Here is a 25,694-nt window from a genome sequence, read left to right as displayed (position 1 = left end):
ACCAGGTGGCGGCAAGATTCGGCCACCCCGCTTATTTACGCACAAACCGGACACCGGTCGGCCGGGTGCGTTTTTCTCGAAAAACGAGTACCTTCCATCCCACGGCGCGCCCGACCATAAATTCCGACTGCCGTGGATGCCTGCATGGAAAAAACCGAGAAACACGCTGAGAAGCACACTGAGACGCACAGCGAGAAATTAGCCGGGACCGCCCGGAATTCCGAGATCCCGCAGACCGTGAGCCGCTGGCTGCGCTCCCACCTGCGGCGCTACCGCTGGTACATCACCACCCACCTGCTCGGCAGCCTGTTCTGGCAGTCGCTGACCGCGGCCGTCCCACTCGTCGTCGGACTCGCCTTCGACGCCGTCCTGAAGGACGGCGGGGCAGGGCCCGACATGGGCACCTTCCACGCCGTGACCGCGGGGCTGCTTCTACTGGTCCTGGTCCGCGGGGTGTGCGGCATCGCCGCCACCTACAGCCTGGAGACTTTCGCCAGCGGCCTCGAACGGGACGCGCGGGCCGGGGTCTTCGCCAGCCTGCTGCGCAAGCGGCAGGGCTTCTTCAACCGGCACCGCACCGGAGACCTCTCGGCGCGCGCCACCGGGGACGCCGAGGCGCTCAACCTGATGGTGTCGCCCGGCTTCGACATGGCCGTCGACCTGACGCTCAACATCGCCATGCCGCTGGTCTTCATCGCCCTGATCGACCCGCGCCTGCTGCTGTCCCCCGGTCTGTTCGTCCTGTTCTTCGCCCTGGCCCTGTGGGAACACGGCCGGCGGCTGGAGCCGGTCTCGGACCTCACCCGGGAGCGCTTCGGTGCGATGACCGCCCAGGCCACCGAGAGCCTGGACGGGATCGAGGTGGTCGAGTCCACCGGCGGCGCCGGCCAGGAACGCGGGCGCTTCAACCGGCTGGCCGCCGAGTACCGGGACGCCGCCGTGCGCCAGGCGCACGCCCAGGCCCTGTCCCTCCCGCCGCTGCTGCTGACGCTGGCCACGGCCGGCACCCTCCTGCACGCCGTCCACCTGCTGCGGGCCGGCTCGCTCAGCGTCGGCGAACTGGTCGCCGTACTGGGCCTGATGGGAACCCTGCGGGCCCCCACCCAGCTCGCCTCCTTCAGCATCGGGCTCATCTACTTCGGGCTGTCCGGGGCGGAGCGCATCCTGGAGATCATCAATGACCGGGAGGGCGAGGACGAGCGCGAGGGAGGCCACACGGCGCGCATCACCGGAGAGGTGGTGATGGAGAACGTCACCTTTGGGTACGAGAGCTCCTCACCGGTGCTGCGCAATGTGAGCTTTCGCGTCGCACCGGGCAGCACGGTGGCGGTGGTCGGGTCCACGGGAAGCGGCAAGTCGACGCTCCTCCAGCTGCTCAACCGCACCTACACACCCGACGAGGGGCGGGTCCTGATCGACGGCGTGGACTGCGCCGCCTGGGACCCGGCCTCCCTGCGCGCGCAGATCGCGGTGATCGAGCAGGACGTGGTGCTGTTCTCCCGCACCATCGCCGAGAACCTGGCCTTCGGCGCGGGCCCGGACGTCGACCGGGCGCGCCTGGAGGAGGCGGCCCGTACCGCCCAGGCGCACGAGTTCATCATGGCGGGCGCCGACGGCTACGACACCCTGGTCGGGGAGCGCGGAATGACGCTCTCCGGCGGGCAGCGCCAACGCCTGGCCATCGGGCGGGCGCTGGTGACCGATCCGCGCATCCTGGCCGTCGACGACGCGACCAGCGCCGTCGACAGCGTCACCGAGCACGAGCTGCAGCTGGCGATGCGGCGGGCCGCGGCCGGGCGCACCACCTTCCTGATCACCCCGAGGCTGTCCCGGATCCGGGCGGCCGACCACATCCTCGTCCTCGACCGCGGCCGGATCGTCGGCCAGGGCAGCCATGAACAGCTGCTGCAGGACTGCGCGTTCTACCGCCGGATCTTCGCGCCCTACACGAACGGAGGCACCCACTGATGGCGCACCTGCTGGACGGCATCCTGCCGGAGGAGCCGCAGGGCGATGACGCGTACGGGCCCGAGGGGCCCCCGGGGGCCGGCGGCGTCGACCGCCGCTACGGCGACCGGCAGTTGGTGCGCCGGATCACCCCGTACTTCCGGGGGCGCGGGGCGGTGGTGGCATTCGTGACCGCGGCCGTGGTGGTGGCCGCGGTCGCCGGCAGCGCGGTGCCCGTGCTGCTCGCCCGTACCGTGGACCGGGCCGTGGCCGACGGCTCAGGGAGCACGGTGACCTGGCTGGTGGCGGCGATCCTGCTGGCGGGCACGGCGGCCTGGCTGTTCACCTTCCTCCAGCAGCACCTGACCGGCACGCTGGTCGGCGATGTGGTGCTGAAGCTGCGCGAGGACGCCTTCCACGCGGCCACCCGCCAGGACATGGCCTTCTACGACACCCATCCCACCGGCGCCCTGGTCAGTCGGGTCACCAACGACACCCAGGCCTTCGCCGCGCTCCTGACCATGGTGCTCTCGCTGCTGGGCCAGGTGCTGATGGTGGTACTGCTGATGGCGGCACTGTTCCTGATCCATGTGCCGCTGGCGCTGGTCACCGCCGCCGTGGCCGCCGTGATCGTGGCCGTCAGCCTCGCCTTCCGCAGCCGGGCGCGCCTCGCCTCGTTGGCGCAGCAGCGGGCCCTGGCCGAGGTCGGCGGCTATGTCCACGAGACCCTGCGGGGCATCGCCGTGGCGCGCAACCACCGCGGCGAGCGGGCGGCCGAAGAGGGGCTGCGGGAGGTCAACGGGCGCTGGTTCACGGCCAGCGTGCGGCTCAACCGGCTCTTCAGCGGCGTCTTCCCGCTGCTGATCTCGCTGACCGGCCTGGGTACGGTCGCGGTGGTGCTGCTGGGAGGGCAGTTCGTGGACTCGGGCGCGCTCTCGGCCGGCGAATGGGTGCTGTTCCTCGAGGCGCTGGCCCTGTTCTGGTCCCCGCTGACCAGCATCGCCTCCTTCTGGAACCAGCTCCAGCAGGGGCTGGCTGCCGGCGAGCGGATCTTCTCGCTGGTCGACCGCGAGAGCGCGGTACGGCAGACCGGAAACCGGCCCGTGCCGCGGCTGCGCGGCGAGCTGGAGCTGCGCGGGGTTTCCTTCGGCTACCACGCCGACCGGCCGGTGCTCCAGGGCATCGACCTGAGGATCGCCGCGGGCGAGAGCGTGGCGCTGGTCGGGCACACGGGCGCCGGCAAGTCCAGTCTGGTGCGGCTGCTGACCCGCGCGTACGAATTCCAGGAGGGCAGCATCTTGGCCGACGGCCAGGACGTACGGACCATGGACCTGGACCAGTACCGGCGGTGCCTGGGGGTGGTCACCCAGACGCCGTTCCTCTTCTCCGGGACCGTCGCGGAGAACATCGCCCTGGGCCGCCCGGGCGCAGACCGGGCCGCGGTCGAGGCCGCCGCCCGCGCCGTCGCCGGCGGCGACTGGCTGGCGCAGCTGCCGCAGGGGCTGGACACCGCCACCGACGAGGGCGGGCGCAATCTGTCTACGGGACAGCGGCAGATCATCGCCCTGGCCCGGGTCTTCCTCCAGGACGCCCCGGTCCTCGTCCTTGACGAGGCCACCGCCAGCATCGACCCGCTGACCGAGGCCCAGATCCAGGAGGGCCTGGACACGCTCGCGGCCGGGCGCACCACCGTGGTGGTGGCACACCGCCTGCCGACCGTACGCAAGGCCGACCGGATCGTCGTCGTCGACGGCGGGCGGCTGATCGAACAGGGCGACCACGCCACGCTGCTCGGCCGCGGCGGCGCCTACAGCCAACTGTACGAGCGGTACTTCCGCCACCAGCGGCCCGATCTCGATCCGGCCGACGAAGCGCCGGCCGACGCCGTGGTGCAGGGGCGCAGCTCCGCGCCGGAGGAAGGAGCGGTCGATGTCGTCAGGGGCTGAGGACCCGGGCACCCTGTGGGAGCTGGTGCGCCGGGCGGCGCAGAGCCGCCCCGAGGCCGTCGCGGTGCGCCACGGGGACCAGGCGGTCACCTTCGCCGGGCTGCGGGAGCGGGTGCTGGCGGCGGCGCGGCAGCTGCCGGCGCACACCGCGGCGCCCGACCTCGCCGGTGCCGCCGCCGACCCGGGCATCGGCGCGGGCGCGGGCATCGGCACGGGCACAGCCACAGCGGGCCTGCTCTTCGAGAACACCCTGGAGTGCGCCGTGGCCTTCCTGGCCGCGGCCCGCGCCGGGCTGCGCCTGGTGCCCCTGGAGCCGGATGTGGGCGCGCCCCAACTGCTCGCTCTGCGCGGGCAGTTGGGCCCGCTGACCCTCATCGGCCACGAGGCGAAGCTGCGCGCCCTGCGCACCGGCGACGCCGGGGCCCGCGGCCACTGGCAGGGCGGCGGCCTGGTGTCCGTCGAGGAGCTGCTCGCCCGCCCCGCGCCGGGCGCCGCGCCCGACGGGCCGCCGCTGCCGCCCGAGCCGGAGCCGGACGCGCCGTTCCTGTACCCGTACACCTCCGGGTCGACCGGCGAGCCCAAGGCCGCCGTGCACTCCCAGCGCAATCTGGTGCACGGCGGGGAGATCTACGCCCACACCTACGGCATCACCCCGGCCGACCGCGTGCTGGCCGCCGTCCCGCTGCTGCACTCCTTCGGCATGGTCGCGGGACTGGTCACCGCCCTGTTCTCGAGGGCGCAACTGGTGCTGCTGGGCCGGTTCGTGCCGGCCCGCCTGCTGCGGGCCCTGCACGACCACGCCTGCACGGTGCTGGTGGGCACTCCGCTGGCCTACGACCTGCTGGCCCGCTCGGCCGCCGCGCCCACCGCCGGGCAGCCCGCGCTGCCCGAGGCGCTGCGGCTGTGCCTGTCCTCCGGCGCCCCGCTGCCCGCCGCAGTGGCCGACCGCTTCCGCGAGCACTGCGGCCGGGACGTGTGCGAGGTCTACGGCAGCACCGAGGCCGGGGTGATCGCCGCGCAGACACCCCGGGACCATGGACACGAGGGCGACGGGGGCGGGCCCGAGCCCGGGGTGGGACGGCCGGTGCGGGGGGTGCGGGTCCGGCTGCTGGACGAGGCGGGCCGGCCCGTGCCGCTCGGCGCCACGGGCAGCCTCCAGGTGCGTACCCCCGCGATGTTCAGCCACTACCTGGACCGGCCCGGCGCCACCGCGCAGGCCTTCCGCGACGGCTGGTACGTGACGGGGGACCTGGCCCGCACCGACGCCGAGGGGCGGCTGCATCTGGTCGGGCGCAAGGACTCGTTCATCAACGTGGGCGGCAAGAAGGTCAATCCCACCGAGGTCGAGCGGGTGCTGCTGGCCCACCCGGCAGTCGCCGAGGCGGTGGTATGGGGCGAGGCGGTGGGCGGGACGAGCGAGCGGGTGCGGGCCGCCGTGGTGCCCCGCGACGGGCTCGGCCCGGCGGAGCTCACCGCACACTGCCGCGACCGGCTGCTGCCGCACCAGGTGCCGGGGCGCATCGAGTTCGTCGCCTCGCTGCCCAGGAGCGCTCTGGGCAAGGTCCGCCGGGCCGCGGTGGCCCGCGAGTCCGGCCCCTGACGCGGGCCGCCGTCCGCACCACGGGCCGCAGGCGGGCTGTGCGCCGTGCGTGAACCGGGGGCGCATCGGGCCACCGCCCGTGTTCGGATGGGCAGATGGAGATTCTGATACTCGGCGGAACGGCATGGTTGGGGCGCGAGATCGCGCGGCAGGCGCTGGCCCGGGGGCACCGGGTGACCTGCCTGGCCCGCGGAGAGAGCGGCGGAACCGCCGAGGGCGCCCGGCTGGTCGCGGCGGACCGCCGGGCCGCGTCGGCGTACGAAGGCGTGGCGGACCGGGACTGGGACGCCGTCGTGGAGGTGTCCTGGCAGCCGGGGTTCGTCCGCGGGGCGCTGGCGGCGCTCGGCGCCCGGGCGGCCCACTGGACGTACGTGTCCTCGGTCAGCGCCTACGCCTCGCACGCCCAGCCGGGCGCGGACGAGTCGGCCGGCCTGCTCCCGGCGGCCGAGGGCGACGAGCTCGGCCGGGAGGAGTACGGGGAGGCCAAGGTGGCCTGCGAGTACGCCGCGACGGCCGCGGTGGGCGACCGCCTGCTGATCGCGCGGGCCGGACTGATCGGCGGGCCCGGCGACCACAGTTGCCGCACCGGGTACTGGGTGGGCCGCGCGGCCCGCGAGCCCTCGGCCCCGCTGCTGGTACCGGACTCCCCCGGCGTGCCGACGCAGGTGGTCGACGTGCGGGATCTGGCGGCGTGGCTGCTCGACTGCGCGGAGCAGCGGACGACCGGCACCTATGACGCGGTCGGTCCGACGGTACCGTTCGGGGAATGGGTCGCGCTGTCGCGGGAGATCGGCGGGCACACCGGGCCGGTGGTCACGGCCGGGACGGACTGGCTGCTCGGGCAGGGAGTCGGCTGGTTCATGGGCGAGGAATCCCTCGCGATGTGGGTGGCCGACCCCGACTGGGCCGGCTTCAGCGACCGCAGCGGCGCCGCGGCGCGCGCGGCCGGGCTGCGGCACCGGCCGCGCGCGGAGCTGCTGGCGGACCTGCTGCACTGGGAGCGGTCGGAAGGGCTGGACCGGCCCCGCCGGGCGGGTCTGAGCGCCGGCCGCGAACGCGAACTCCTGGACGCGCTGGGGTGAGGCCCGGGCCTCAGGTCGCCGTGGCGGTGGTGACCACCAGGGGCGGGCGGGCCCGCTCGGCCGTCCACGGGCGGCTGCGGACGAGGTCGGGGTCGGCGAGGGCCTCGTCGAAGGTCGGCCGGTGCCGGACGACCTCCCCGAACCCGGCGCGCTCCAGCAGGGCGGGCAACAGGTCCACGGGCCGGGCGTGGTTGCGCATCTCCGCCCAGGAGCCGTCGGTGCGGCGCAGGCGTACGGTGAACGGCTCGCCCGGCCCGTACACCGCGCCCGGCTCGCCGATCCTCAGCGAGGCGTACTCGGTGCCGCTGCAGGCGGGGTCGGTGGCCAGCAGCACCAGCGGGGCGCCGGGGCGCAGCAGCCGGCGGGCCAGCCCGAGCATCTCGGGTGAGGTGTCCACGCCGAGCACCCGCGCTCCCAGCAGCCGGGCGGCGTGGCCGGCGACCTTGCCCGGCCCGACCAGGCGGTGCCATCCGCTCCGCCCGCTCCGGCCTCATCCCGCCCTGCTTCCTCCGACCCGTTGCCCACCGCCCCACTATCGGCCCCCCGTCCCGTTTCCAGGTGGACAGCGCGCTACAGGGCGGGCTGGAAGTCCGTACGCAGCCAGTGGCGGCCACCTAGGCGTCGGGGAGCGGGCGGGCGCGGACTCCGTGGGCGGCTTCCTGGCCGCCGCCCGTCGGGAGGATGCGGACCTCGCCGCGGTCGCTGATCTCCGCCCGGACGATGCCGGTGGCATCGGCGTAGACGGGATGGCCGCCCGGACCCGTCTGGCCGGTGTCGGAGACCTCCACCGTGTCCCCGGCGGTGTCGGGGCCGTCGGGGAAGACCAGTTCGTACCGCTTCGTCGTCATGTGCGGCGCCCCCTCAGCAGGGCGCGACGAGCTGGTGGTTGTGGACAAAGCGGGCCGATACCCAGCCGTGGATGCCGTAGAGCCGGTACCAGACGGGATTGCCGTCCACCCAGGTGCCGCGGGTCTGGCAGCCGAGCAGGAGCCGCTGGTGGGGCTGGAGGGTCTTGACGACCTCGGAGTGGAGCGAGGGCCTGGCGCGTACGTGCAGGGGCGAGGTGGTGACGACAACTCCGACCGGGTGGGAGACGGGCCCGTCGATGCCGTCCTTGGCGGTGGCGGGACGGCCCCGGCGGTCGCCGTCACCGTCCCCCGACGCCCAGCCGGCCGTCCCGGCCGGCCCGAGCAACAGGGTGGCCGCCACCGCGCACACCGTCACTGCCTGCTTCACCATCGGCCGCTCTCCCGCCCGTCGCCTCGGCTCGTCCTGCGGGCGGCCGGGTCGCCGGCCGCCCGCACCGACTATCCTCCCGACGCGCGCGAGGACCGGCGGGCCCGGCGGGGACACACCCCGCAGTCCGCCGAACGGCCCTGTCAGGCCGGTCAGCCCACGTACTCGGTCAGGTCGATGCCGTAGACGTTCAGCGGAGTTCCGTACTCCGGGTGGGTCGTCTCGCGTTCCAGCGCCATGCCGAGCTTGTGCGCGACGTTCTCCGATGCCGTGTTGCCCGCGCGGCAGATGCTGATCACATGCTCCAGACCGCGGTCCTGAAGGCCCCATTCCAGTACGGCCTGGGCCGCCTCGGAGGCGTATCCCTGGCCCCAGAACTGCCGTCCCAGCCGCCACCCGGCTTCCACGGCAGGCAGCACCTCGGGCAGGAAGTGCGGTACGGACAGCCCGGTGAAGCCGATCAGCTCACCCGAGCCGAGCAGCTCCACGGCGAACAGGCCGAAGCCCTCGTCGTCCCATTCCTCTTCCCAGCGCTCCAGCGCGTCGGCGGTCTGCTCGAGATCGAGCACCGATCCGTCGCCGATCCACTGCATCACCGCCGGATCGGCGTTGATCTCGGACATCGGCATCAGGTCGTCCTCCTGCCACTGGCGCAGCAGGAGGCGGGGGGTCAGGATCTCGGTCATGGGCCCATTGTCGCCGGGCCGGGGCGCGGAGCCGTACCGGGGCCGGGGCCGGGGCCGGGGCTCAGGGGATCTTCCACTCCTGTGCCTTGTTGCCGGGGGTGCAGGCCTTCATGGTGACCTGCCGGCCGGCGCCGTTGCCGGTGAGGCACTGCTGGCCCATGTAGTCCTTGAGGTGATAGGCGCCCGGCCGGCTCGCGGCGGTCACGCTCCAGTTGTGCAGGACGCTGAAGCCGCTCGACAGGGCCACCCTGCCGTCCGTTTCCTGGACGAGCGCCGGGCTGTCCATATTGCACGGGTTGAACGCGTGCCAGCTGCTCGGGACCGTGTGCACCCAGCCGTAGGCGGTCGCCCCGCCCATCACGACGGCGGTACCGCCGGCCAGGCCGTCCTTGGCCAGGCCGAGCTTGAGGCCGTCTCCGACGTTGACGATGTAGCCCCAGTTCGTGCCGCCGCAGCCCTGGGGCTTGGCGGGCTTGGGGGCCGGCCCGCCGGAGCTGGGCTTGGCGGCGGGCGGGGCCGCGGGCGTGGTGGAGCCGGCCGGCGGGGTGGCAGCGCCCGGGCCGCCCGCGCCGCCTGCGGCTGCTCCGCCGACCGCCCCACCGGGGCCCGGGTTCACCGGCTGGTTGCCGGTGCCCGGCGGGAGGGTGGCCCCGGGTGCGGGGGTGGGGCCGGTGCCGGCCTGTGACGCACCGGCGGGGGCCGCGACGGACTGCCCGGGGCCGGGTGCCTTCGCCTCGGCTCCGTAGGGGCTCCGGTCGATGAGCAGGACCGTGCTCGCCCCGGCGGTGATGACCACCGGGATGACGATGGGCACCAAGATGGCGCGCCGTGACCGGCGCGGGGCCTCAGTCCGCCCGGGCGCGACCGCGGCCACCACCGGGGGCTCGGGCGTGCCGTCGTCCTTCCGTACGGGGGCGACGGCGGCGGCGTCCGGGAAGCGGCCCTCGGGCTCCTTGGCCAGCGCGGTGGCGACGAACTCGCGTACCGGCGCGGGGAACCGGTCCGGCAGCTCCGGGGCCGGCTCCCGGATGTGCTTGAGCGCCACCTCGAGGACGCTCTCCCCGGTGAACGGCCGCTCTCCGGTGAGCAGTTCGTAGCAGACGACACCGATCGAGTAGAGGTCACCGGCCGGGGCGGCGGCCTTGCCCTCGGCCTGTTCGGGCGCCATGTAGAGCGCGGTGCCGAGCACCTCGTGGGAAGCGGTGATCTTGGTGCTGGCCAGGGCCCGCGCGATCCCGAAGTCGGCTACCGCCACCTGGCCGTCGGCCCGGAGCATCAGGTTGGACGGCTTGAGGTCGCGGTGCACGATGTCCCGCCGGTGCGCGGCGTGCAGGGCGTCCAGCGCCTGGGCGAGGATGCCGAGCGCCCGCTCGGCCGGCATCGGTCCGCTCTCGGCGAGCACCTCGTCGATCGGCTGTCCGTCGATGAGTTCCATCACGATGTACGCGACGCGGTCCTCGCCGTCGCTCTCCGCATAGTCGTGGACGTCCACGATGCCGGGGTGGCTGAGCGCGGCAAGGAGTTGGGCCTCGCGCCGGAAGCGGGTGGCGAACGCACCGTCCTCCAGCAGCGCCGGGTGCAGGGTCTTGACGGCGACCGGGCGCGCCAGCACCTCGTCGTCCGCGCTTCGGGCCCGCCTCTCAGGCTTCCGGCTCGGCGGCCACGATGGCCAGCAGGCCGGGGAAGAGCTCCTCGAGTTCCGCCCGGCGCAGGCCGGCCATCCGGCTGTTGCCCCGGGAGACCTGGCGGATCAGTCCGGCTTCGCGGAGCACCCGGAAGTGGTGCGTCAGGGTCGCCTTGGAGACCGGCAGGCCGAATGAGCTGCAGGTCCGGGCCGTTCCCTCGGGTTCGGCCGCCAGGACGCGCACCACGCGCCGTCGGTGCGGATCGGCCAGCGCGGAGAGCACCGGGCCGAGCCGGATCTCCTCCAGGGCCGGATGGCCCTCTTCGTCGGGCATCCCGACTCCTCCCTTCACACCTCTTCAAGGTACGGCTTGCATCGTACCTATGAGCAGACTAGCGTCCGGAAGGTACGAAAATGATGGTACCTACCCAGGAGGTGGCCCCATGGCCCAGCCGTTCACGCTCGTCGGCACCGCCCGCCCCCGGCCCGAACGCGCCGCGGAGCTCAAGCAGCTGCTCCTCTCCTTCGTGGAGCCGACCCGGCGGGAATCGGGATGCCTGGAGTACCACGTCCACGAAGACCGGGACGAGCCCGGCCTCTTCGTCTTCTACGAGGCCTGGCGCTCCCGGGCCGATCTCGACGCCCATCTCGCGCTGCCGCACATCCGGGACTTCCAGGAGCGGCGCATGGACTACCTGGAGTCGGACCTCGAGGTCCGCTTCCTCACCATGCACAGCCCCTACCGGCCGGAGCCCGCGCCCGTCGCGTCCTGATCGGACAGTTCGGCCGCGGTCAGCACGTACAGCTGGGCGTCCACCCATGCCGTGGCCGCGGCCCGGCGGGAGTCCCCGGCGAGGGCCTGCACCAGGGCCCGGAGCCGCCCGGCGGCCATGGCCAGGCCGGTCCGGGACAGTGCCGTCGTCGCCTCCGCCAGCCGGTCCCGCTCCCCCGCGCCGAGGTGGCGCAGTCCGCGGTGGGCCGCCTGGGCGAGGGCGGTCAGGGCGATTCCGAGGGCGTCCGCGATCGGGTCCGCGACGGGCGGGCCGGACGGGCCCGGGTCCTGGCGGCCGGAGCCGGCCGCCAGGTCGGGCACGACCACGCCACCGGGGGTCAGCACCGCGATCGGGTCGATCAGGAGTCCGCCCCGCGGGGCGGCGCGTACGAAGGCGCTGACCAGCCGGACCCCGCCGTCGCCCGGCTCCAGCGCCGCGGCGAGCGCGTCCAGCCCGCCCGGTCCGTACGGGTTGTACGGCGCGGCGAGGGTCGCCCTGTGGCCGTGCGCATCCCGGACGGTGGCCTCCAGCCGCTGTTCCGCCGGGTGGTAGCCCAGGTCCTCCACCGTGTGGACGGCCACCACCCGTACCGAATCGGCCGCCACCCGCGGGCGGATCAGCTGCGGCGGCAGCCGGCGCAGCCGTTCCGCATGCGCGGCGAAGTCGCCGACCAGCAGCGGCTCGGGGAGCTCGGCCCAGGCGGAGCCGACCGGGGTGACGCTGGTGCCCGCCAGCCGGCCGGTGCCCAGGGTGACCGTGCCGCCCGCCGTACGGGAGGCGTTCTCGCTGACCACGTTGGCGGTGGCCAGCGCCGCGAGCGAGGCACCGGCGATACGGCGGCCGGCCAGCGCGTGCGCGGTCGGCCGGGCGCCGTCCGGGGGGAGCTCCCAGCGGCGGCGCAGCACCAGCGCGACCCCGGCGGCGCCGTGCGCGAAGTACACCTGGGCGGTGCGTTCCCGGGCTCCGCCCGAGATCCGGCAGCCCAGGGCGGTGAGCCGGACCCGGCGCAAGGGGGTACTGCCCGGCTCGCCGGTGCCCAGGACCGGGGAGGCCGGGGTGGCGCCCTCGTGCAGGGCCGCGCGGTGGCGGGCGTGGAGTTCGGCGAGCAGCAGGGCGTGGCGTTCGGGCCGGTAGCGGGCGCCGCGGGCGGTGTAGTCGGCCAGCAGCTCCGCCAGTTCGCCCAGTACGTCGGCCGGCCAGTGCAGGCCGTCCGCGGCAAGGGTGTCACGGACCCCGCGCAGGGCCGCGTCCAGCACCGGTCCGGCATGCGCGGCGCCGTCCAGCAGCAGCTCCTCGGCCAGGTCGAGGGCCGCAGCCAGTCGTGCGCCGGCCCGGGCCGGGGTGGACCCGGCGGGGCCGCCGACATCGAGCTGAGCGGGCGGATCGGCCGGGTCCGCCGCGGCTGCGGCTGCCACGGCTGCCGCGCGGAACGCCCAGACGGCGAGGGCGATGGCCTCGCCGCGGCGGTCGTCGGCGGTGTCGGTGAGGGCGTAGCCGAGCGCACCGGGGACCGGGAACCGCACGGTCGAGGTGGCCAGTTCGGCGCGCGGGACGGGTTCGGCGGCGGTCGGGTGGTGCAGGCGGGCGGCATAGCCCCGGCGCAGCGTCCGCCGCGCGGCGGCCAGCGCCCGCGCGCCGACGGCCGTGGTCAGCGTCTCATCGTCCACCTCGGCGGGCGACCACGGCGCCTCCGGGGAGGCTGCGGAAGGGCCGGCATCGCCGCCCGGCGCCGCCCCGGCCCGCCCCTCGGCCCCGGCCCGCCCCTCGGCCCCGGCCCGCGCCTCGGCCCCGGCCCGCGCCTCGGCCCCGACCCCAGCCTCCGCTCCGGATCCGGCCCCGGCCCCGCCCCCTGCCTCCGCTCCGGCTCCGGCTCCGGCTCCGGCTCCGGCTCCGGCTCCGGCTCCGGCTCCGGCTCCGGCCTGAGGGTCCGGGGCCGCCGCCGCATGGCGCTGGTACGCCAGGACCACGCCCACCAGGTGCCGGCAGATGCCGGGCGCCCCGCAGGTGCAGCTGCCGCCGTCCAGGCCGGTGCCCGGGGGCAGGACGGTCTCGGTGCCGTCCGGGAACCGCCCGGTCAGCGTGGCGTCCGCGGCCAGGTCCGGCACCGCTCCTGCCCCGCCGTCGAGTTCCTTCGCGGCCCGCTTGACCAGGCCCCGGTTGGCGAGGGCGGCCAGGGTGTCCGCGTCCAGCGCCAGCAGATCCGCACGGTTCACCGGCCCAGCCTCTCCGCGACGAACGCCGCCAGTGCGCCCGGTGTCATGGCGCCCACCTGGGCGCCCGCATCGGCCAGCCGCTGCGCCAGCTCCCGGTCGTAGGCCGGTACGGCCTCCTCGTCGAGCGCGGCCAGCCCCAACACCGTGGTGCCCTGTTCGGCCAGCGCCCGTACGGTCCGGACCAGCCGGTACGGGTCCCCGCCCTCGTAGAAGTCGGTGACCAGCGCGACGATGGCCCGCCGCGGGTTGTCGACCAGGCCCGCGGCGTAGTCCACGGCGCGGGCGATGTCGGTGCCGCCGCCCAGCTGTACGCGCATCAGCACCTCGACGGGATCGTCCACCTCGCCGGTGAGGTCCACCACGCTGGTGTCGAAGGCGACCAGATGGGTCTTCAGGCCCGGCAGGCCCCACAGGGCGGCGGCGGTGACCGCCGAGTGGATCACGGATCCGGCCATCGAGCCGGACTGGTCGACCAGCAGGATCAGCTGCCACTGCTCCAGGTGCGGCCGGGTGCGTGCATGGAACCGGGGCTTCTCGATGAGCAGCCGCCGCTCGGCCGGCCGGTAGTGGGCCAGATTGGCCCGGACGGTGCCGTGGAAGTCGAAGTTGCGGGCCTGGGCCAGTCGGCTCGGGCGGCGCGAGCGGGTTCCGGTGAAGGACCGCCGGATCTCCGGGGCCAGTTGTTCCAGCAGTTGCTTGACGACGGTCTCCACCAGGCGCCGGGCCAGCCGCAGCACCTCCGGGTTCATCAGGTGCTTGGTGCGGAGCACGGCGCGCAGCAGGGTGGGGCTGGGCTCGACCCGCTCCAGTACGGCCGGGTCGGTGACGATCTCGTGGATCTCGTAGCGTTCGACGGCGTCCCGCTCCAGCCGCTCGACCGTCTCCCTGGGGAACAGCCGGTGGATGTCCTCGAGCCAGTCCACGGGGGTGACCGTGGAGGCGCCGTCGCCGCCGGTCCGGCCGCCGGACCGGTCCGGCCGGATCCCGCGTTCGGCCTGGTCGGGGTCTCGCCCGTAGAGCCAGTCCAGGGCCGCGTCGCGGGCGGCGGCCCGGTCGTGGAGCGGGCCGGTGCAGTGCTCGGCGGGCCGGCCCAGGATCAGCCGCCAGCGTTCCAGGCCGGGGTCGGGTGCGGGTGCCTCGGTCATCGCCCGGCCTCCGTTGCGGTCTCCGTTGCGGTGTCCGCCGCGGCCGTCAGGCCGTACCGGTCCAACAACTGCCCCACGGTGTCCTCCAGTCGGCGGGCCCGCGCGATCAGCAGCGGGTCCGCGGTGGTGCGCAGCAGCGAGCGTGCGGATCCCCGCAGGCCGCGCCGTTCGATGAGTTCCCGGGCGATCTGCTCGCGCTCCCGGGGCGGGAAGAAGGCGAACGCCTGGCGCAGCGCGGGCAGTCCGCCCAGGAAGTCGTCCTCGGGCAGAGCGGTGACCAGCTCGTCGAGGACGTCGATCAGCCGGTCGGTTCCGGTGTCCCGGCCCGGTCCGGTCAGTTCCTCCCGGGCCAGCACGAACAGCCCGGCGAGCCAGTCGCCGAGGGCGGAGGTGTCGGCGGCCAGCGCCCGGACCGCGACGGCGGCCGTGCTGTCTGCTCCGGTGCCGAGGGAGCGGCACAGGCCGAACGCGGCCCCGCGCAGGTCGGCGGGGGCCGCCGGATCCGCCACGATCCGGCGTGCCACGTCCACCACCGCCTGTCGGGACAGCGAGAGCAGCGGGCCGGCGTGCAGCAGCGGGCCGGCGTGCAGCAGCGCATCCCGTACGGCGGCCAGCGCGCGCAGCCGCCCCAGGTCGGCGTCCGCCGTGCCGTGCACGCCTTCCAGCAGCCACAGCACCCGGCCGACGGCGGCGTCGACGAAGGCCGCCAGCAGCGGGTCTCCGGCGACGCCGTAGATCCGGTCGTGCCGCCACAGGCCGAGCGCGGTGTGCAGGGCCGTGCCCAGTGGACCGGGGTCGGCGGACCGCTCCAGGCCGGCCGTGAGGGCGGTCAGCAACGGCCCGGCCAGTGCGGTGGTACCGCACACCACGGCGTCGAACAGCACGGCGGCCAGGGCGCCCGGCTCGCCGGCCGCCGCCCGCATCCGCTCGTCCAGCGCGACGGCCGCCGCTTCCTGGAGGGTCGCGCCGTAGCTGCCCGCCTCGATCAGGGCGGCCTCCCGGGCGGGCCCGGTGTCCGGCTCCCAGCGTTCGGTGAGCTCCGGGTCGGCGCCGTGCTCCGGGCCGGCCACCCGGCGGTGGCCGGGGACGGCCAGGACGCGCAGCCGGTGCAGGAGCCGGCTGCGCTCCAGGTCCGCGGGATCGGTCAGCCGCAGCGTCACGGGGGCCGAACCGTCCAGGCCGAGGGCGGCGAGCCGGGCGCCCACGTCGTGGACCAATGGCGGTACCGGGGTGTCCGGGTGCAGCCACCCCACCCGGTCGCCGCAGCTCGCCGCGACCATCTCCACGACGACGGGATGGGTGCCGGGGCGGAGCGGGCCGCGCCGGGTCCACGGCAGGGGTTCGTCCAGGGCTTCGTCGATCAGGGCGCCGGCCAGGCCGTCCAGCAGGTCCAGTCGGGCCGGCCGGGGCCGGCCGCGCAGGGCGGCCAGTGCCTGTGCGGCGGCCTGGGCGGCGATCAGCGCGGCCGTGCTCACCGGCCGGCCGCGGTCGCGCAGCCGCCGGGTGATCTCGCGGACCAGCGCCTCGCCGGCCGCCTGCGGCCCGTCCTCCCAGAGCCGCTGGTGGTAGCCCGGCGAGGGCATGCCGGACTGGTAGCCAGCAAAGGCGTCCAACTGCCGGAAGGAATAAGGCACCAAAAAGCTCCCGGCAAGCGCCCCGGCAGGCGGCTCCGGCACCTCCGGCCAACCGGCGTCCGCCGGGGGGCGAAGGTCCCCCAGGCCAAGGTTCGCCAGGCCGAGCCCCGCCGGAAAGGCGTCAGCCTCGCCGGAGTCCACCAAGCCGGGGCCAGCCGGGCCCAGGTCCCCCGGACCCGCGTCACCCGCACCGGCGCCCGCCGGGCGGTGATCCCCCGGGCCTGGGGCCACCCCACCGGCATCCGCCGGACTGGGGTCAGCCGCGCCGGGGCGGGCCGGGCCCAGGTCAGCCGCGCTTGTGTCCGCCGGGCCGGCGCCCGCCAGGGTCATGAGCGCGGGGCGGTGGAAGCCGCCGGTTACCACCAGGACGGGGCGGTCGCCGGCGTCGGACAGGGCTGCTCGGATCCAGCGGGCCATGTACGCCTCGCGGGCCCGGTCGGCCGGGTCCGCCTCGGTGTCCCCGCGGACCAGGTCGAAGTACGCCGCCAGTCGGTCGGCGAGGCCCGCCTCGGCCTCCGGCTCGGCGGACTCGGCCAGGCGGTCCCAGAGCGCATCGACGGAGTCCACTCCGAAGCGGGCGCACAGCCGCGCGGTCGCCTCCTCGTACCGGGCTTCGGCGTCCGCGTACCGGTTGGGGCGCTCGGCGAACGCCGGGTGCCAGGCGGGCAGGTCGATGAAGTGCACCTGGGCGCCCGCCGCCCGCCCCTCGGTGAGGGCGATCCACTCCGGGGAGTAGTCGCACAGCGGGGTCCAGGAGGTGGCCGAGCGCTCCGTGTCCCGGTAGTGGCTGAACACGGCGATGGGCAGCTCGTGGCCCAGCAGCAGCTCGTCCAGCCGGCCGCCCAGGTCGGCGGGGCCTTCGATCAGCACATGGGCCGGCCGGAGTTCGGCGATCGTCCGGGCGACCAGGCGGGCGCAGGCCGGCGAGTGGTGGCGGACGCCCAGGAACGTGGCCGGCATCAGTGGGCCAGCAGATGGCGGGCTTCGTGGAGCTCCCGCCAGCCGGCGCCGCTGCGGCGGGCCACCCGCTGTTCCAGGTACCGGCGCAGCCGGGCCAGGTCCTCCGGGTTGTCCTTGGCGGCGGTGCCCGCCAGGCAGGTCACCACGTCGGCGGCGCTGCCGGCCTCGCCGCGCAGGAACCAGCCGCGCACGCCCACCGCGTGGGCGACCGAGACGGCCTCGGCCGTGCTCATCACGGCCGAGAGCCGGTCCAGGCCGGCGCCGTCGTGCGCGACGCCGGACCGCAGCTCGCGGAAGGTGGTGACGAGCACCTCCAGCACGTCCCGGTCGGGTGCCACAGGCACCCCGGAGCGCGCCAGCAGAGCCTTCGCCTCGGTCTCCACCAGCGCAAGCTCGGTGTCGAGGTCGGCGATGGGGAACACGGTCTCGAAGGTGAAGCGGCGCTTGAGCGCGGCGCTCATCTCGTTGACCCCGCGGTCGCGGGTGTTGGCGGTGGCGATGACGTTGAACCCCTGCCGGGCGAAGGCCATGCCCTCGGCGCCCGCCAGTTCGGGGATGGCCACCACCCGTTCGGAGAGCAGCGACAGCAGCGAGTCCTGGACCTCCAGCGGGCAGCGGGTGATCTCCTCGAACCGTACGAGCAGCCCTTCGCGCATGCCGCGCAGCATCGGGGCGGGCACCAGGGAGCGCGCGGAGGGGCCCTCGGAGACCAGCAGGGCGTAGTTCCAGGAGTACTTGATCTGGTCCTCGGTGGTGGCGGCGCCGCCCTGCACCACCAGGGTGGAGTCACCGCTGACCGCCGCCGCGATCAGCTCCGACAGCAGGGATTTGGCTGTGCCGGGCTCTCCGACGAGCATCAGGCCGCGGTTGGTCGCCAGGGTCACCAGCGCCCGCTCCACCAGGGCGGTGTCCCCCACGAACTTCCGCCCGATGCCCGTTTCCGGGTCGCCGGTGATGAACCGGCGGGCAGCCCGCAGACTCAGGTGCCAGCCGGGCGGCCGGGGGTCGGTGTCGGCGGCCCGCAGCGCGGCGAGTTCCGCCGCGTACCGGACCTCGGCGGGCGGGCGTTGCAGGGTCTCGTCGGGCACGGCAGGGCCGGCCGGGTGGTTCGTCATGCCGTCAGCTCCGCGAGGTCGGTGAGCACCTCGGAGGCCAGGACCGGGTCCAGATCGGCGAACTTCAGGGGGTATTCGCCGCGCGACCAGTGGTCCCCGGGGTGGGTGTCCAGCCAGACCGTCTGCAGCGTCTGGTCGGGGAACTCGTTGACCATGCCGACGGCGATGCCCATGTCCAGGGCGATCACCAGGAAGAGCTTGGGGCCCAGCCGCCGCGAGATCCACCGTTCGACGCCGGCGTCCTGCGGCACGCCCCGCTCCCAGCCGCGCTTGGTCAGTCCCAGCAGCCGGCCGACGGGGACGGTGATGCCCTCGAAGCGGGTCAGCCGGTAGCCGGCCGCCTCCTCCTCGGTCGGTGCCGCCACCGGCCGCCCCAGCTGCCGGAAGGGCTGCAGGATCTCGTAGTCGGCGAACAGTTCCGACCAGGCGGGCAGGGCCTCGCCCAGGTGCAGCGGGTGGGCGAGGCGGACGACGGCGTCCGCGGCGACGGTGACGGTCTCGTCCGCCACGTCCGCGTACGTACGGTCCTCCGCGACCCGGAAGGCGGTGGCCGGGGCCGCGGCGTCGTGCCCGGCCAGCCAGACCAGGCGCCGCGCCAGGTGCCACACCAGGGGGTGCTCGACGAACAGCTGCCGGAACTCGGCTCCCGTCCACGTGCGTTGGGCGACCATCGCGGCCTCCAGGCGGCGCACCTGGTCGGCGGCGACCGTCCGGACGTCCTTCTTCAGTGCGGCGAACCGCTTGCGCTCGGCGGGCGCCTGCTCCGCGTCGTCCTTGACCCCGGGCTTGGGGAGGTCCTTGAGCCGCTTGCCGGTCTCGTCGAGGACGTACGGCTTGAGCTGCTCGTCGAAGCCGACGGTGAACCGGCGGCTGCCGTAGTCGACGACCGTGCTGCCCTCGGCGTCCAGCCCGAAATCGGGCACCAGCCGGTCCGACAGCTGCTCGCCGGTCAGCCCGAGGATCCCCGCCACCTCGTCGATCTTCTGCACCGCCCGGGCCTTGAGGGCCTTGAACTTCACCCGCTGGGCGATGCCGTGCAGGCTCAGCAGTGCGGTGTCGCTGCCGATGGCGGCCAGTACGTCGAGGCCGTCCACGGCGCGCTGGTGGGCGCCGGCGCCGGGCCAGCGGCGGATCAGCGGGGTGAGCCGGCGGACCGTCTCGTCGTCGCCGAGGTACCCGAGGGCGTGCAGGGTCCAGGCTTCCTTGGCGGGCATCCCGACGAGCCGCCATTCCTCGAACAGGGCCCAGGCGAACTCCGTCAGGGACTCGGCCTCGAACAGCGGCCGGACCTCGGCGATGCCCGGGTAGGGGGCGTCCGGCTTCGACAGGGCGAGCATCATCAGCAGGTGCCGGGTGGCATCCGCCGGCAGGGCCTCGCCGGTGACCAGCCTGAGCTGGGGCAGGGCGTGCGGCTCCACCCAGGCGCCGACCACGGGCAGCCGGGCCGGCAGCGCGGCCTCCAACGGATCGGCGGACAGCAGCAGTTCGATGACGGAGGCGGCCTCCGGACCGTACTCCCCGGCGGCTTCCAGGACCGCTTCGGGGCCGTGTGCGGTGGCGATCACGGTCAGCGCGGTCTCGGCCGCGGTGCGCATCGAGGCGATGCTGCCGACCGCGTCGGGGATCAGCAGCCGGGCGGCGTCGGCGCCGTGGCGGACGAAGTACGCGTGGGCGGTGCGGCCGGCGGCCTTGAGCCGGACCAGCCAGTCCGCGAGGCGGCGGACGACGCCCAGCTCCAGGAAGGGCATCAGCAGCCCGCCCATGGTGGCCGGATGGCTGATCGCCATGGACCTCGCCAACCGGAACGCAGCCTCTTCGTGGGCGGCGATCACGGGCCGGAAGGTTTCCGGGCCGTCGTAGGACCAGGACGGTCCGTCCCATTCCGTGAGCAGCGGCCGGACCAGCTCGGCGGGGCCCTTGGTGAAGAGGGTGAGGGCCTGCCACTCGTTGAGGGTGCCGTTGCGCTGCTCCTCCAGCTGCTTCTCCAGCTCGCCGTCCAGGGTCCAGCCGGTGACGGCGGACTCGGCGCCGGCCCACTCCTCCCGCTCCCCCGGCTGCCAGCTGACGCGGACTCCGGCCGGGGCGGTGAGCCCGCTCACCACCTTGGGCTTGACCGCCTTGCGCTTGCGCGTCCACGGCGGGCTGACGAGCAGCGGCGGCAGGCTCTCCACGGCGGCCTCCGGCAGCCGGGCCTCCTGCCGGGCCAGCGCACCGACCAGCTCGGCGGCCGGGGCGGGCAGCTCCGGCAGTACGGCCAGGGCCAGTTCACGGTGGGCGGCGACATGGGTCTCCAGCAGCCGCCGAGCCGAGTTCCCCGCCGCACCGGCGTCCTGGGCGGCCTGCGCGGCCTCGGCGAGCATCCGCAGGGCCCGTACGGGGAAGTTGCGGAGGGCGTTCATCAGCGCACCGCGCGCGGACCGGTGGTCGATGCGGGTCAGCAGGAAGCCGAAGGCTTCGTCCCCCGGCAGTTCGGCCAGGGCCTCGCAGAGCGACTTGACGGTGTCCGCGTCGTGGTAGCGGTCCTTCAGCTCGGCTTCCAGCAGCGGGGCCAGGGCACTTCCGAGCCCTTCGGCCGCGGTGGCGACCACGGCGGCGGTCCAGCCGCGCCAGCCGAGGCTGTACCCGCGCCCACCGGCGTTCAGCAGGTCCGCCTGCCCGGCGGTGCCGAGCGTGCTCAGCAGCATCGCCCGGACCTCCTCGACCCGGTGGTTGCGGGTGGCCGGGTCGGCGCAGCACTCGTCCACCCAGTCCTGCTCGGTGGGGACGAGGAAGGAGACGGTGACGCGGCGGCGGGGGCTGTGGCGGTGGTCGGCGAGCGCGGCCACCGCCTCCCGGTAGTCGTCCTCGTCGGCCGCGGCCAGCAGGACGCGCATCCGGGCCGCCGCCGGGTTGTTCACCGTCCGCCACGCGGAGTGGTCCTCGGCGCGCCGGGTGATCCGAGATACGGACCGGGTGCCGTGGTCGGTGTACTCGGCGCTCAGCTCGCCCAGCTCCACGGTGGCGCGGGCGGCGAAGACCGCACCGAACTGCCGCATCCAGGCGTCGGCGTAGAGGGATCCGCGGTCGTCCTCGGTCCGGGTGATGGCGGCCAGCACCGCGGCGCCGAGCGGGCTCGGGCCGGTGCCGTCCTGGTGGGCGCGGGCGGCCTCGACGAGCTCCCGGTCGCTGGTCGGCTCCGCGAGCGTGCGCTCGACGTACGCCGCGTCGGCGGCGAGCCACTCCCCGGTGCGGCGGACCGCGTCGGCCGCGACGGTGACCGCACGGGGCGTGCCGCCGCGCCGGGGCAGCAGATTCCGCTTCCAGGCCGCCGACAGAACGAGGACGTCCTCGTCCCTTCCCGTCGAGCCCTCTCCGACGTGTTCCAGGTGCTGCACGGCCCCTCCGCTTCCCCCGCATGATCAGTTGATCAGCACAGTAACCGGCGGCACTGACAACGCCGGAGGCGAGGGCCGTGATCTCGCAGTTCCCCGATCCCGTGCCGCTACCAGCCGATGCCGAGAGTGAGGCGGGTGGGCGGCTCGGAGTTGGCGAGGATCTGCACGGAGGACTGGTCGTTGACGTCGTCGTACGGGAAGCCGTAGGCCCGCTGGTTCAGGCCGACGGTGTGGAAGAAGCCGGCGTAGTCGTTCTTGGCGCCGCCCGCCGGGTAGTACGCGGCCGGGGCGTACCAGGCGGCGGTGTCGAGGGCCACGCCCCGGTTGAGGGCCGCGCAGAACTCGGCGCCCAGCTGCTTCTCGGTGTCGTTGCCGGAGGCGAGCGCGCCCGCGCAGGCGACCGTGTCCGGGGAGGTCGGCTTCCGCAGGACGAAGGGGCCCGCGCCGTTCTTGGTGAAGGTGAGGGTGCTGCCGGACACCCGCCCGGCGAAGGTCTCGCCGAGGCGGGTGAGGGTGAACGGGTGGGCGGTGTAGTGCGACCAGGTCCGGTCGATGTACGACTGGAGGTACCCGGACCGGTCGCCGCCGTCGAGGAAGGCGCTCGCCGAGCGCGGTGCCACGATCCGGTACGGGTTCTGCAGCGGCCTGAAGGCGGGGCCGACGGCTGCCGCGTACCGGGACATGACCTCCGCGCGGCGGAGGGCGATGCCCTGGGTGTCGTCGTAGCCGCTGGAATCCTGCTGGAGGCGTACGGTCATCGGGAAGCCGAACTGGTCGACCTGGGTGGTGTTGCCGCCGAAGGCCACCTGCCCGTGGACGTAGGTGTACTCGTACCAGTCGTAGTACACATCGGCGTTGGGGTCGGCCGGGTTGCGCAGGTCGGGGCCGCCCCAGCCCTGGTCGTCGGGCGAGACCGGGATGAACACGGGCGAGCCGAGGGAGAGGTAGATCCGGCCCCCGCGCAGGGCGGTCGGGGCCGGCACGCTGCCGCCTGCCTCCGCCACCGTGAAGGACATGTCGGGGTAGTTGACGCCGTTCTTGGTGAGGTGGCCGGGTGCGTCGGCCTCCAGGTGGTTGATGCGGGCCATGGTCCCGTCGGGCTTCATGTACGACCACTGGCCCGGGGTGACCTGGCCGAGGACGGTGACGAAGATCTGCGCGTCGGTGTACGCGCCCCGGGTGTCGTTCCGGAAGGTGATCGGGAAGCTCCCGGACCCGCCGCCTCCGGCGGTGGGCGTTCCGGTGGCGGTGGGGCCCGGGCCGAGCAGGGCGAGACAGGCGAGCAGGGCGGTCAGCAGGGTGCGGGAGGTGCGCGAGGTGCGCGAGGTGCGGGCGGAGGGCGTCATGGGGGCCTTTCCGGGGGGGAGGGTGCGGGGGCGGGTGCTCGGGGCACCCGCCCCCGGCCGGTCTCAGTGCCCGAAGTCGAACCAGTTGACGTTCACGAAGTCGGCAGGCTGGCCGCTGGTGAAGGTCAGGTACACGTCGTGGGTGCCGGTCACGGCGGAGATGTTCGCCGGGATGGTCCGCCAGCTCTGCCAGCCGCCGGTGCCTGCCACCGCGAAGCTGCCGATGGGGGCGTTGCTGCGGCTGTCGAGGCGTACCTCCACCAGCCCGCTGACCCCGCCGGTCGCGCCGCTCGCCACCCGGGCGTGGAACTGGGTCGCCGGGTTCGAGCCGAAGTTGACCCCCTTGAACAGGGCCCAGTCGCCGTTGGCCACAGCGGCCACGTTCTGTCCGCCGCCAGTGTCGGTGGTGGTTTCGGTGGTCAGCCCCCCTTGGCCGTCGTACGACTCGGCCTGGATGGCGGAGTACGCGTCACGGTTGCCTGGCGGCGGCGTGGTCGGCGGGGGCGTGGTCGGCGGCTGCGTGCCGCCTCCGCCGCGCTGCCACACGGAGACGTAGTCGACGACCATCGGCCGGCCGGGCTGGGTGCCCGCGTCCGGTCCGCCGCCGAAGGCGTCGACGAACCCGCCACCCATGGCCACGTTCAGGATGAGGAAGTAGCCGTGGTTGGTGGCCGCCGCCCAGGTGGCGGCGTCGACCTGGTTCTCCCGGACGGTGTGGTAGTGCGCACCGTCGAGGTAGAAGCGCATCTCCTGCGGACTGACGCTCTTGTCCCACTCGACGGCGTACGTGTGGAACCCGGCCTGACAGGCGACGGGCGCGCAGACCCGCTGGCCGCCGATGCCCGAGGTCTCGTTGCAGGGCCCGCCGGGGCTGGTGCCGCAGTGCATGGTGGCCCAGACCTGGTTGATGCCCTGGACGTTCTCCAGGATGTCCAGCTCGCCGATGCCCGGCCAGTTCCACCAGTTGCCCCGGTACGGTGCGCCGAGCATCCAGAACGCCGGCCAGTAGCCCCGGGCCGCCGCCCCCGTGACGTTGGGCATCTGGATCCGCGCCTCCACGCGCAGCGCGCCGCCCGCCGGGGGCTGGAAGTCGGACCGCCGGGTCTCGATGCGGCCCGAGGTCCACTGGCCTGCGGCGTCCCGCAGCGGGGTGATCCGCAGGTGGCCGGACCCGTCGAGCGAGACGTTCGCGGTGCTGGAGGTCATGGTCTCGATCTCGCCCGTGCCGAAGTTGGCCGGGCCGCCCGGGTAGCTGGTGCCGGTGGTGTACTGCCAGTTGGTGCCGTTCACTCCGGAGCCCGCCGGGCCGTCGAAGTCGTCCTGAAAGACCGCGGTCCAGCCCGGCGGGTCGGCCGGTATGGAGGCGTTGGCGGGGAGGGAGACGAACACGGCGGCGGCCGGGACGAGCAGTGCGGCCACGGCGAGGGCTGCTCGCCGCAGGATCCCGCGTCGTAAGGGTGTGTCTCTCATGGGAACCCTCTCTCGGGGGGGGGTGGGGGGATGGGGATGAGGGACAGGGGCTGAGAGCGCTCTCAGAAGCTGGATGCGCGGCTACTCTGCTCCCCTCTCCGCCCGCAGGCAAGAGGTGAAGCCGAAGTTCCGTACCGGGGGCCCGTGCATTCACCTTCTGAACACACCTCAGGCGGGCAGGCCGCCCCGGGCGATGACATCGGCGTACCAGCGCGCGCTGTCCTTGAGGGTCCGCCGCTGGGTCGCGAAGTCGACGTGGACGATGCCGAACCTCTTGCCGTACCCGTACGCCCACTCGAAGTTGTCCAGCAGCGACCAGAGGAAGTAGCCGCGGACATCGGCCCCGTCCGCGATCGCCCGGTGGACCGCGGCGAGGTGGCCGTGCAGGTAGGCCACCCGCTCGGGGTCGCGGACCCGGCCCTCCGGGTCCGCGTAGTCCTCGTACGCCGCACCGTTCTCGGTGACCAGCAGCGGCACCCCGGGCAGTTCGTCGCGCAGCCGGCCCAGCAGCTCGTACAGACCGTGGGCGTCGACCGGCCAGTCCATCGCGGTCCGGGGCCCGGGGTCCCTCGGGAAGCGGACGTGGGGCTCCGCCGTGGGCCAGGGAGAGGGGGCTTCGGACCGGCCGGCCGCGACCGTGGTCGGGGCGTAGTAGTTGACGCCCAGCGAGTCGACCCCTGCGGAGGCGACCGCCAGGTCGCCGGCCTCGACGAAGGACCAGTCGGTGACCGCGGCGGTGTCGCGGACCAGGTCCTGCGGCAGCCCGCCGTGGAAGACGGGGTCGAGGAAGAGCCGGTTGCCCAGCGCGTCGATCCGGCGGGCCGCCTCCCGGTCGGCGGCGGAGTCCGTCCGTGGGCGCAGGGTGTGGAGGTTGAGGGTGAGGGAGATCTCACTCCGTGCCGGCAGGGCGGCGCGCAGCGCCTGGACGGCCCGCCCGTGGGCGAGGTTGAGGTGGTGGGCGGCCCGCAGCGCGTCCACGGGGCTGGTCCGGCCGGGGGCGTGCACTCCGGCGGCGTACCCAAGGAAGGCAGCGCACCAGGGCTCGTTGAGGGTGGTCCAGGTCGCCACCCCGTCGCCGAGCGCCTCGGCCGTGAGGGAGGCGTACTCACCGAACCGCGCGGCCGTCTCCCGTACCGGCCAGCCGCCCGCGGTCTCCAGCTCCTGCGGCAGGTCCCAGTGGTAGAGGGTGGCGACGGGCCGGATGCCCGCGTCCCGCAGCGCGTCCACGAGCCGCCGGTAGAAGTCGAGCCCCTTCTGGACGGCGGGTCCGCGCCCGGTGGGCTGGATCCGCGGCCAGGCCACGGAGAACCGGTAGTCGGAGACGCCGAGGGACCTGAGCAGGGCGATGTCCTCGGGCATCCGGTGGTAGTGGTCGGCGGCGATGTCGCCGGTGTCTCCGTTGCGGACCTTGCCCGGGATCCTGCTGAAGGTGTCCCAGATGGAGGGGGTGCGTCCGTCCTCCTCGGCGGCGCCTTCGATCTGGTAGGCGGCGGTGGCGGTGCCCCAGCGGAATCCCGCGGGGAAGGTCAGGTGGGTGGTCATC

19 protein-coding genes are annotated in these 25,694 nt (G+C 74.4%); 5 read left to right on the top strand and 14 right to left on the bottom strand.

The features are described 5' to 3' along the window. Positions 1 to 144: 144 nt before the first annotated feature. The 4 genes from ABT123_RS11620 (at position 145) to ABT123_RS11605 (ending at position 6,575) form a co-directional block, all read left to right on the top strand. Positions 145 to 1,968: an ABC transporter ATP-binding protein gene (locus ABT123_RS11620; protein WP_351312214.1), complete on the top strand. Its 1,824-nt coding sequence runs from the start codon at positions 145 to 147 to the stop codon at positions 1,966 to 1,968. After that, the gene (locus ABT123_RS11615) at positions 1,968 to 3,893 is read left to right on the top strand and encodes an ABC transporter ATP-binding protein (RefSeq protein ID WP_351312212.1); all 1,926 of its coding nucleotides are present in this window, start codon (positions 1,968 to 1,970) and stop codon (positions 3,891 to 3,893) included. Before ABT123_RS11620 ends, ABT123_RS11615 begins: the two co-directional genes overlap by 1 nt. After that, complete coding sequence (locus tag ABT123_RS11610) at positions 3,877 to 5,493, top strand: class I adenylate-forming enzyme family protein (RefSeq protein WP_351312210.1); 1,617 nt, start codon at positions 3,877 to 3,879, stop codon at positions 5,491 to 5,493. The genes ABT123_RS11615 and ABT123_RS11610 overlap by 17 nt, the downstream gene beginning before the upstream one ends. 95 nt (positions 5,494 to 5,588) lie before the next feature. Next, positions 5,589 to 6,575: an NAD-dependent epimerase/dehydratase family protein gene (locus ABT123_RS11605; protein ID WP_351312208.1), complete on the top strand. Its 987-nt coding sequence runs from the start codon at positions 5,589 to 5,591 to the stop codon at positions 6,573 to 6,575. A 10-nt stretch (positions 6,576 to 6,585) separates the two neighbouring features. Here ABT123_RS11605 and ABT123_RS11600 read toward each other — a convergent pair whose 3' ends face one another. The 6 genes from ABT123_RS11600 to ABT123_RS11575 all read right to left on the bottom strand — a co-directional run bounded on the left by ABT123_RS11600 (position 6,586) and on the right by ABT123_RS11575 (position 10,455). Beyond that, a complete protein-coding gene (locus ABT123_RS11600) occupies positions 6,586 to 6,972 on the bottom strand; it encodes a hypothetical protein (protein ID WP_351312206.1) in 387 nt (128 codons plus the stop codon). A 217-nt stretch (positions 6,973 to 7,189) separates the two neighbouring features. Beyond that, positions 7,190 to 7,423: a DUF6296 family protein gene (locus tag ABT123_RS11595; protein ID WP_351312204.1), complete on the bottom strand. Its 234-nt coding sequence runs from the start codon at positions 7,421 to 7,423 to the stop codon at positions 7,190 to 7,192. A gap of 13 nt (positions 7,424 to 7,436) precedes the next feature. Continuing rightward, positions 7,437 to 7,814: an SH3 domain-containing protein gene (locus tag ABT123_RS11590; protein ID WP_351312202.1), complete on the bottom strand. Its 378-nt coding sequence runs from the start codon at positions 7,812 to 7,814 to the stop codon at positions 7,437 to 7,439. 149 nt (positions 7,815 to 7,963) lie between these two features. Further along, positions 7,964 to 8,497 (bottom strand): GNAT family N-acetyltransferase, encoded by a 534-nt coding sequence (locus ABT123_RS11585; RefSeq protein ID WP_351312200.1) that lies wholly within the window; start codon positions 8,495 to 8,497, stop codon positions 7,964 to 7,966. A gap of 61 nt (positions 8,498 to 8,558) precedes the next feature. Beyond that, the gene (locus tag ABT123_RS11580; protein ID WP_351312198.1) at positions 8,559 to 10,109 is read right to left on the bottom strand and encodes a serine/threonine-protein kinase; all 1,551 of its coding nucleotides are present in this window, start codon (positions 10,107 to 10,109) and stop codon (positions 8,559 to 8,561) included. Between the two features lie 28 nt (positions 10,110 to 10,137). After that, positions 10,138 to 10,455: an ArsR/SmtB family transcription factor gene (locus tag ABT123_RS11575; RefSeq protein WP_351312196.1), complete on the bottom strand. Its 318-nt coding sequence runs from the start codon at positions 10,453 to 10,455 to the stop codon at positions 10,138 to 10,140. Positions 10,456 to 10,564: 109 nt separating this feature from the next. Here ABT123_RS11575 and ABT123_RS11570 point away from each other — a divergent pair, with 109 nt between their 5' ends. Beyond that, entirely contained in the window at positions 10,565 to 10,894 is a 330-nt protein-coding gene (locus tag ABT123_RS11570; RefSeq protein ID WP_351312194.1) for a putative quinol monooxygenase, read from the top strand. Here ABT123_RS11570 and ABT123_RS11565 read toward each other — a convergent pair. The 8 genes from ABT123_RS11565 to ABT123_RS11530 form a co-directional block, all read right to left on the bottom strand. Further along, positions 10,861 to 13,107: a YehQ family protein gene (locus ABT123_RS11565; protein ID WP_351312192.1), complete on the bottom strand. Its 2,247-nt coding sequence runs from the start codon at positions 13,105 to 13,107 to the stop codon at positions 10,861 to 10,863. The two genes, ABT123_RS11570 and ABT123_RS11565, sit on opposite strands and share 34 nt — an antisense overlap. Beyond that, positions 13,104 to 14,252 (bottom strand): VWA domain-containing protein, encoded by a 1,149-nt coding sequence (locus tag ABT123_RS11560; RefSeq protein ID WP_351312190.1) that lies wholly within the window; start codon positions 14,250 to 14,252, stop codon positions 13,104 to 13,106. The genes ABT123_RS11565 and ABT123_RS11560 overlap by 4 nt, the downstream gene beginning before the upstream one ends. After that, entirely contained in the window at positions 14,249 to 16,846 is a 2,598-nt protein-coding gene (locus tag ABT123_RS11555) for a DUF5682 family protein (protein ID WP_351312189.1), read from the bottom strand. The genes ABT123_RS11560 and ABT123_RS11555 overlap by 4 nt, the downstream gene beginning before the upstream one ends. After that, a complete protein-coding gene (locus ABT123_RS11550) occupies positions 16,846 to 17,961 on the bottom strand; it encodes an ATP-binding protein (RefSeq protein ID WP_351312187.1) in 1,116 nt (371 codons plus the stop codon). The genes ABT123_RS11555 and ABT123_RS11550 overlap by 1 nt, the downstream gene beginning before the upstream one ends. Further along, positions 17,958 to 21,335, bottom strand: a complete 3,378-nt coding sequence (locus tag ABT123_RS11545) for a DUF4132 domain-containing protein (protein WP_351312185.1) — start codon at positions 21,333 to 21,335, stop codon at positions 17,958 to 17,960. Before ABT123_RS11545 ends, ABT123_RS11550 begins: the two co-directional genes overlap by 4 nt. 107 nt (positions 21,336 to 21,442) lie before the next feature. Continuing rightward, the gene (locus ABT123_RS11540) at positions 21,443 to 22,681 is read right to left on the bottom strand and encodes a glycoside hydrolase family 64 protein (RefSeq protein WP_351312183.1); all 1,239 of its coding nucleotides are present in this window, start codon (positions 22,679 to 22,681) and stop codon (positions 21,443 to 21,445) included. A 63-nt stretch (positions 22,682 to 22,744) separates the two neighbouring features. Next, positions 22,745 to 24,151 carry a glycoside hydrolase family 16 protein gene (locus ABT123_RS11535; protein ID WP_351312181.1) on the bottom strand — a complete coding sequence of 469 codons (1,407 nt, stop codon included), beginning with the start codon at positions 24,149 to 24,151 and terminating at the stop codon, positions 22,745 to 22,747. A 168-nt stretch (positions 24,152 to 24,319) separates the two neighbouring features. Beyond that, the gene (locus tag ABT123_RS11530) at positions 24,320 to 25,693 is read right to left on the bottom strand and encodes a GH1 family beta-glucosidase (RefSeq protein WP_351312180.1); all 1,374 of its coding nucleotides are present in this window, start codon (positions 25,691 to 25,693) and stop codon (positions 24,320 to 24,322) included. Between the last annotated feature and the right edge of the window lies 1 nt (position 25,694).

It is taken from the genome of Streptomyces sp. NPDC002054 (assembly GCF_040296685.1).
Lineage (GTDB): Bacteria > Actinomycetota > Actinomycetes > Streptomycetales > Streptomycetaceae > Streptomyces.
Note: the sequence above shows the minus strand (reverse complement) of the source record. Positions and strands in the feature narration are given on the sequence as shown.

What these genes read in the sequence shown, in the direction of transcription:
- ABT123_RS11620 (WP_351312214.1), top strand. Translation starts at nt 145, where the DNA reads ATGGAAAAAACCGAGAAACACGCTGAGAAGCACACTGAGACGCACAGC.
- ABT123_RS11615 (WP_351312212.1), top strand. Translation starts at nt 1,968, where the DNA reads ATGGCGCACCTGCTGGACGGCATCCTGCCGGAGGAGCCGCAGGGCGAT.
- ABT123_RS11610 (WP_351312210.1), top strand. Translation starts at nt 3,877, where the DNA reads ATGTCGTCAGGGGCTGAGGACCCGGGCACCCTGTGGGAGCTGGTGCGC.
- ABT123_RS11605 (WP_351312208.1), top strand. Translation starts at nt 5,589, where the DNA reads ATGGAGATTCTGATACTCGGCGGAACGGCATGGTTGGGGCGCGAGATC.
- ABT123_RS11595 (WP_351312204.1), bottom strand. Translation starts at nt 7,423, where the DNA reads ATGACGACGAAGCGGTACGAACTGGTCTTCCCCGACGGCCCCGACACC.
- ABT123_RS11590 (WP_351312202.1), bottom strand. Translation starts at nt 7,814, where the DNA reads ATGGTGAAGCAGGCAGTGACGGTGTGCGCGGTGGCGGCCACCCTGTTG.
- ABT123_RS11585 (WP_351312200.1), bottom strand. Translation starts at nt 8,497, where the DNA reads ATGACCGAGATCCTGACCCCCCGCCTCCTGCTGCGCCAGTGGCAGGAG.
- ABT123_RS11575 (WP_351312196.1), bottom strand. Translation starts at nt 10,455, where the DNA reads ATGCCCGACGAAGAGGGCCATCCGGCCCTGGAGGAGATCCGGCTCGGC.
- ABT123_RS11570 (WP_351312194.1), top strand. Translation starts at nt 10,565, where the DNA reads ATGGCCCAGCCGTTCACGCTCGTCGGCACCGCCCGCCCCCGGCCCGAA.
- ABT123_RS11560 (WP_351312190.1), bottom strand. Translation starts at nt 14,252, where the DNA reads ATGACCGAGGCACCCGCACCCGACCCCGGCCTGGAACGCTGGCGGCTG.
- ABT123_RS11555 (WP_351312189.1), bottom strand. Translation starts at nt 16,846, where the DNA reads ATGCCGGCCACGTTCCTGGGCGTCCGCCACCACTCGCCGGCCTGCGCC.
- ABT123_RS11550 (WP_351312187.1), bottom strand. Translation starts at nt 17,961, where the DNA reads ATGACGAACCACCCGGCCGGCCCTGCCGTGCCCGACGAGACCCTGCAA.
- ABT123_RS11540 (WP_351312183.1), bottom strand. Translation starts at nt 22,681, where the DNA reads ATGACGCCCTCCGCCCGCACCTCGCGCACCTCGCGCACCTCCCGCACC.
- ABT123_RS11535 (WP_351312181.1), bottom strand. Translation starts at nt 24,151, where the DNA reads ATGAGAGACACACCCTTACGACGCGGGATCCTGCGGCGAGCAGCCCTC.
- ABT123_RS11530 (WP_351312180.1), bottom strand. Translation starts at nt 25,693, where the DNA reads ATGACCACCCACCTGACCTTCCCCGCGGGATTCCGCTGGGGCACCGCC.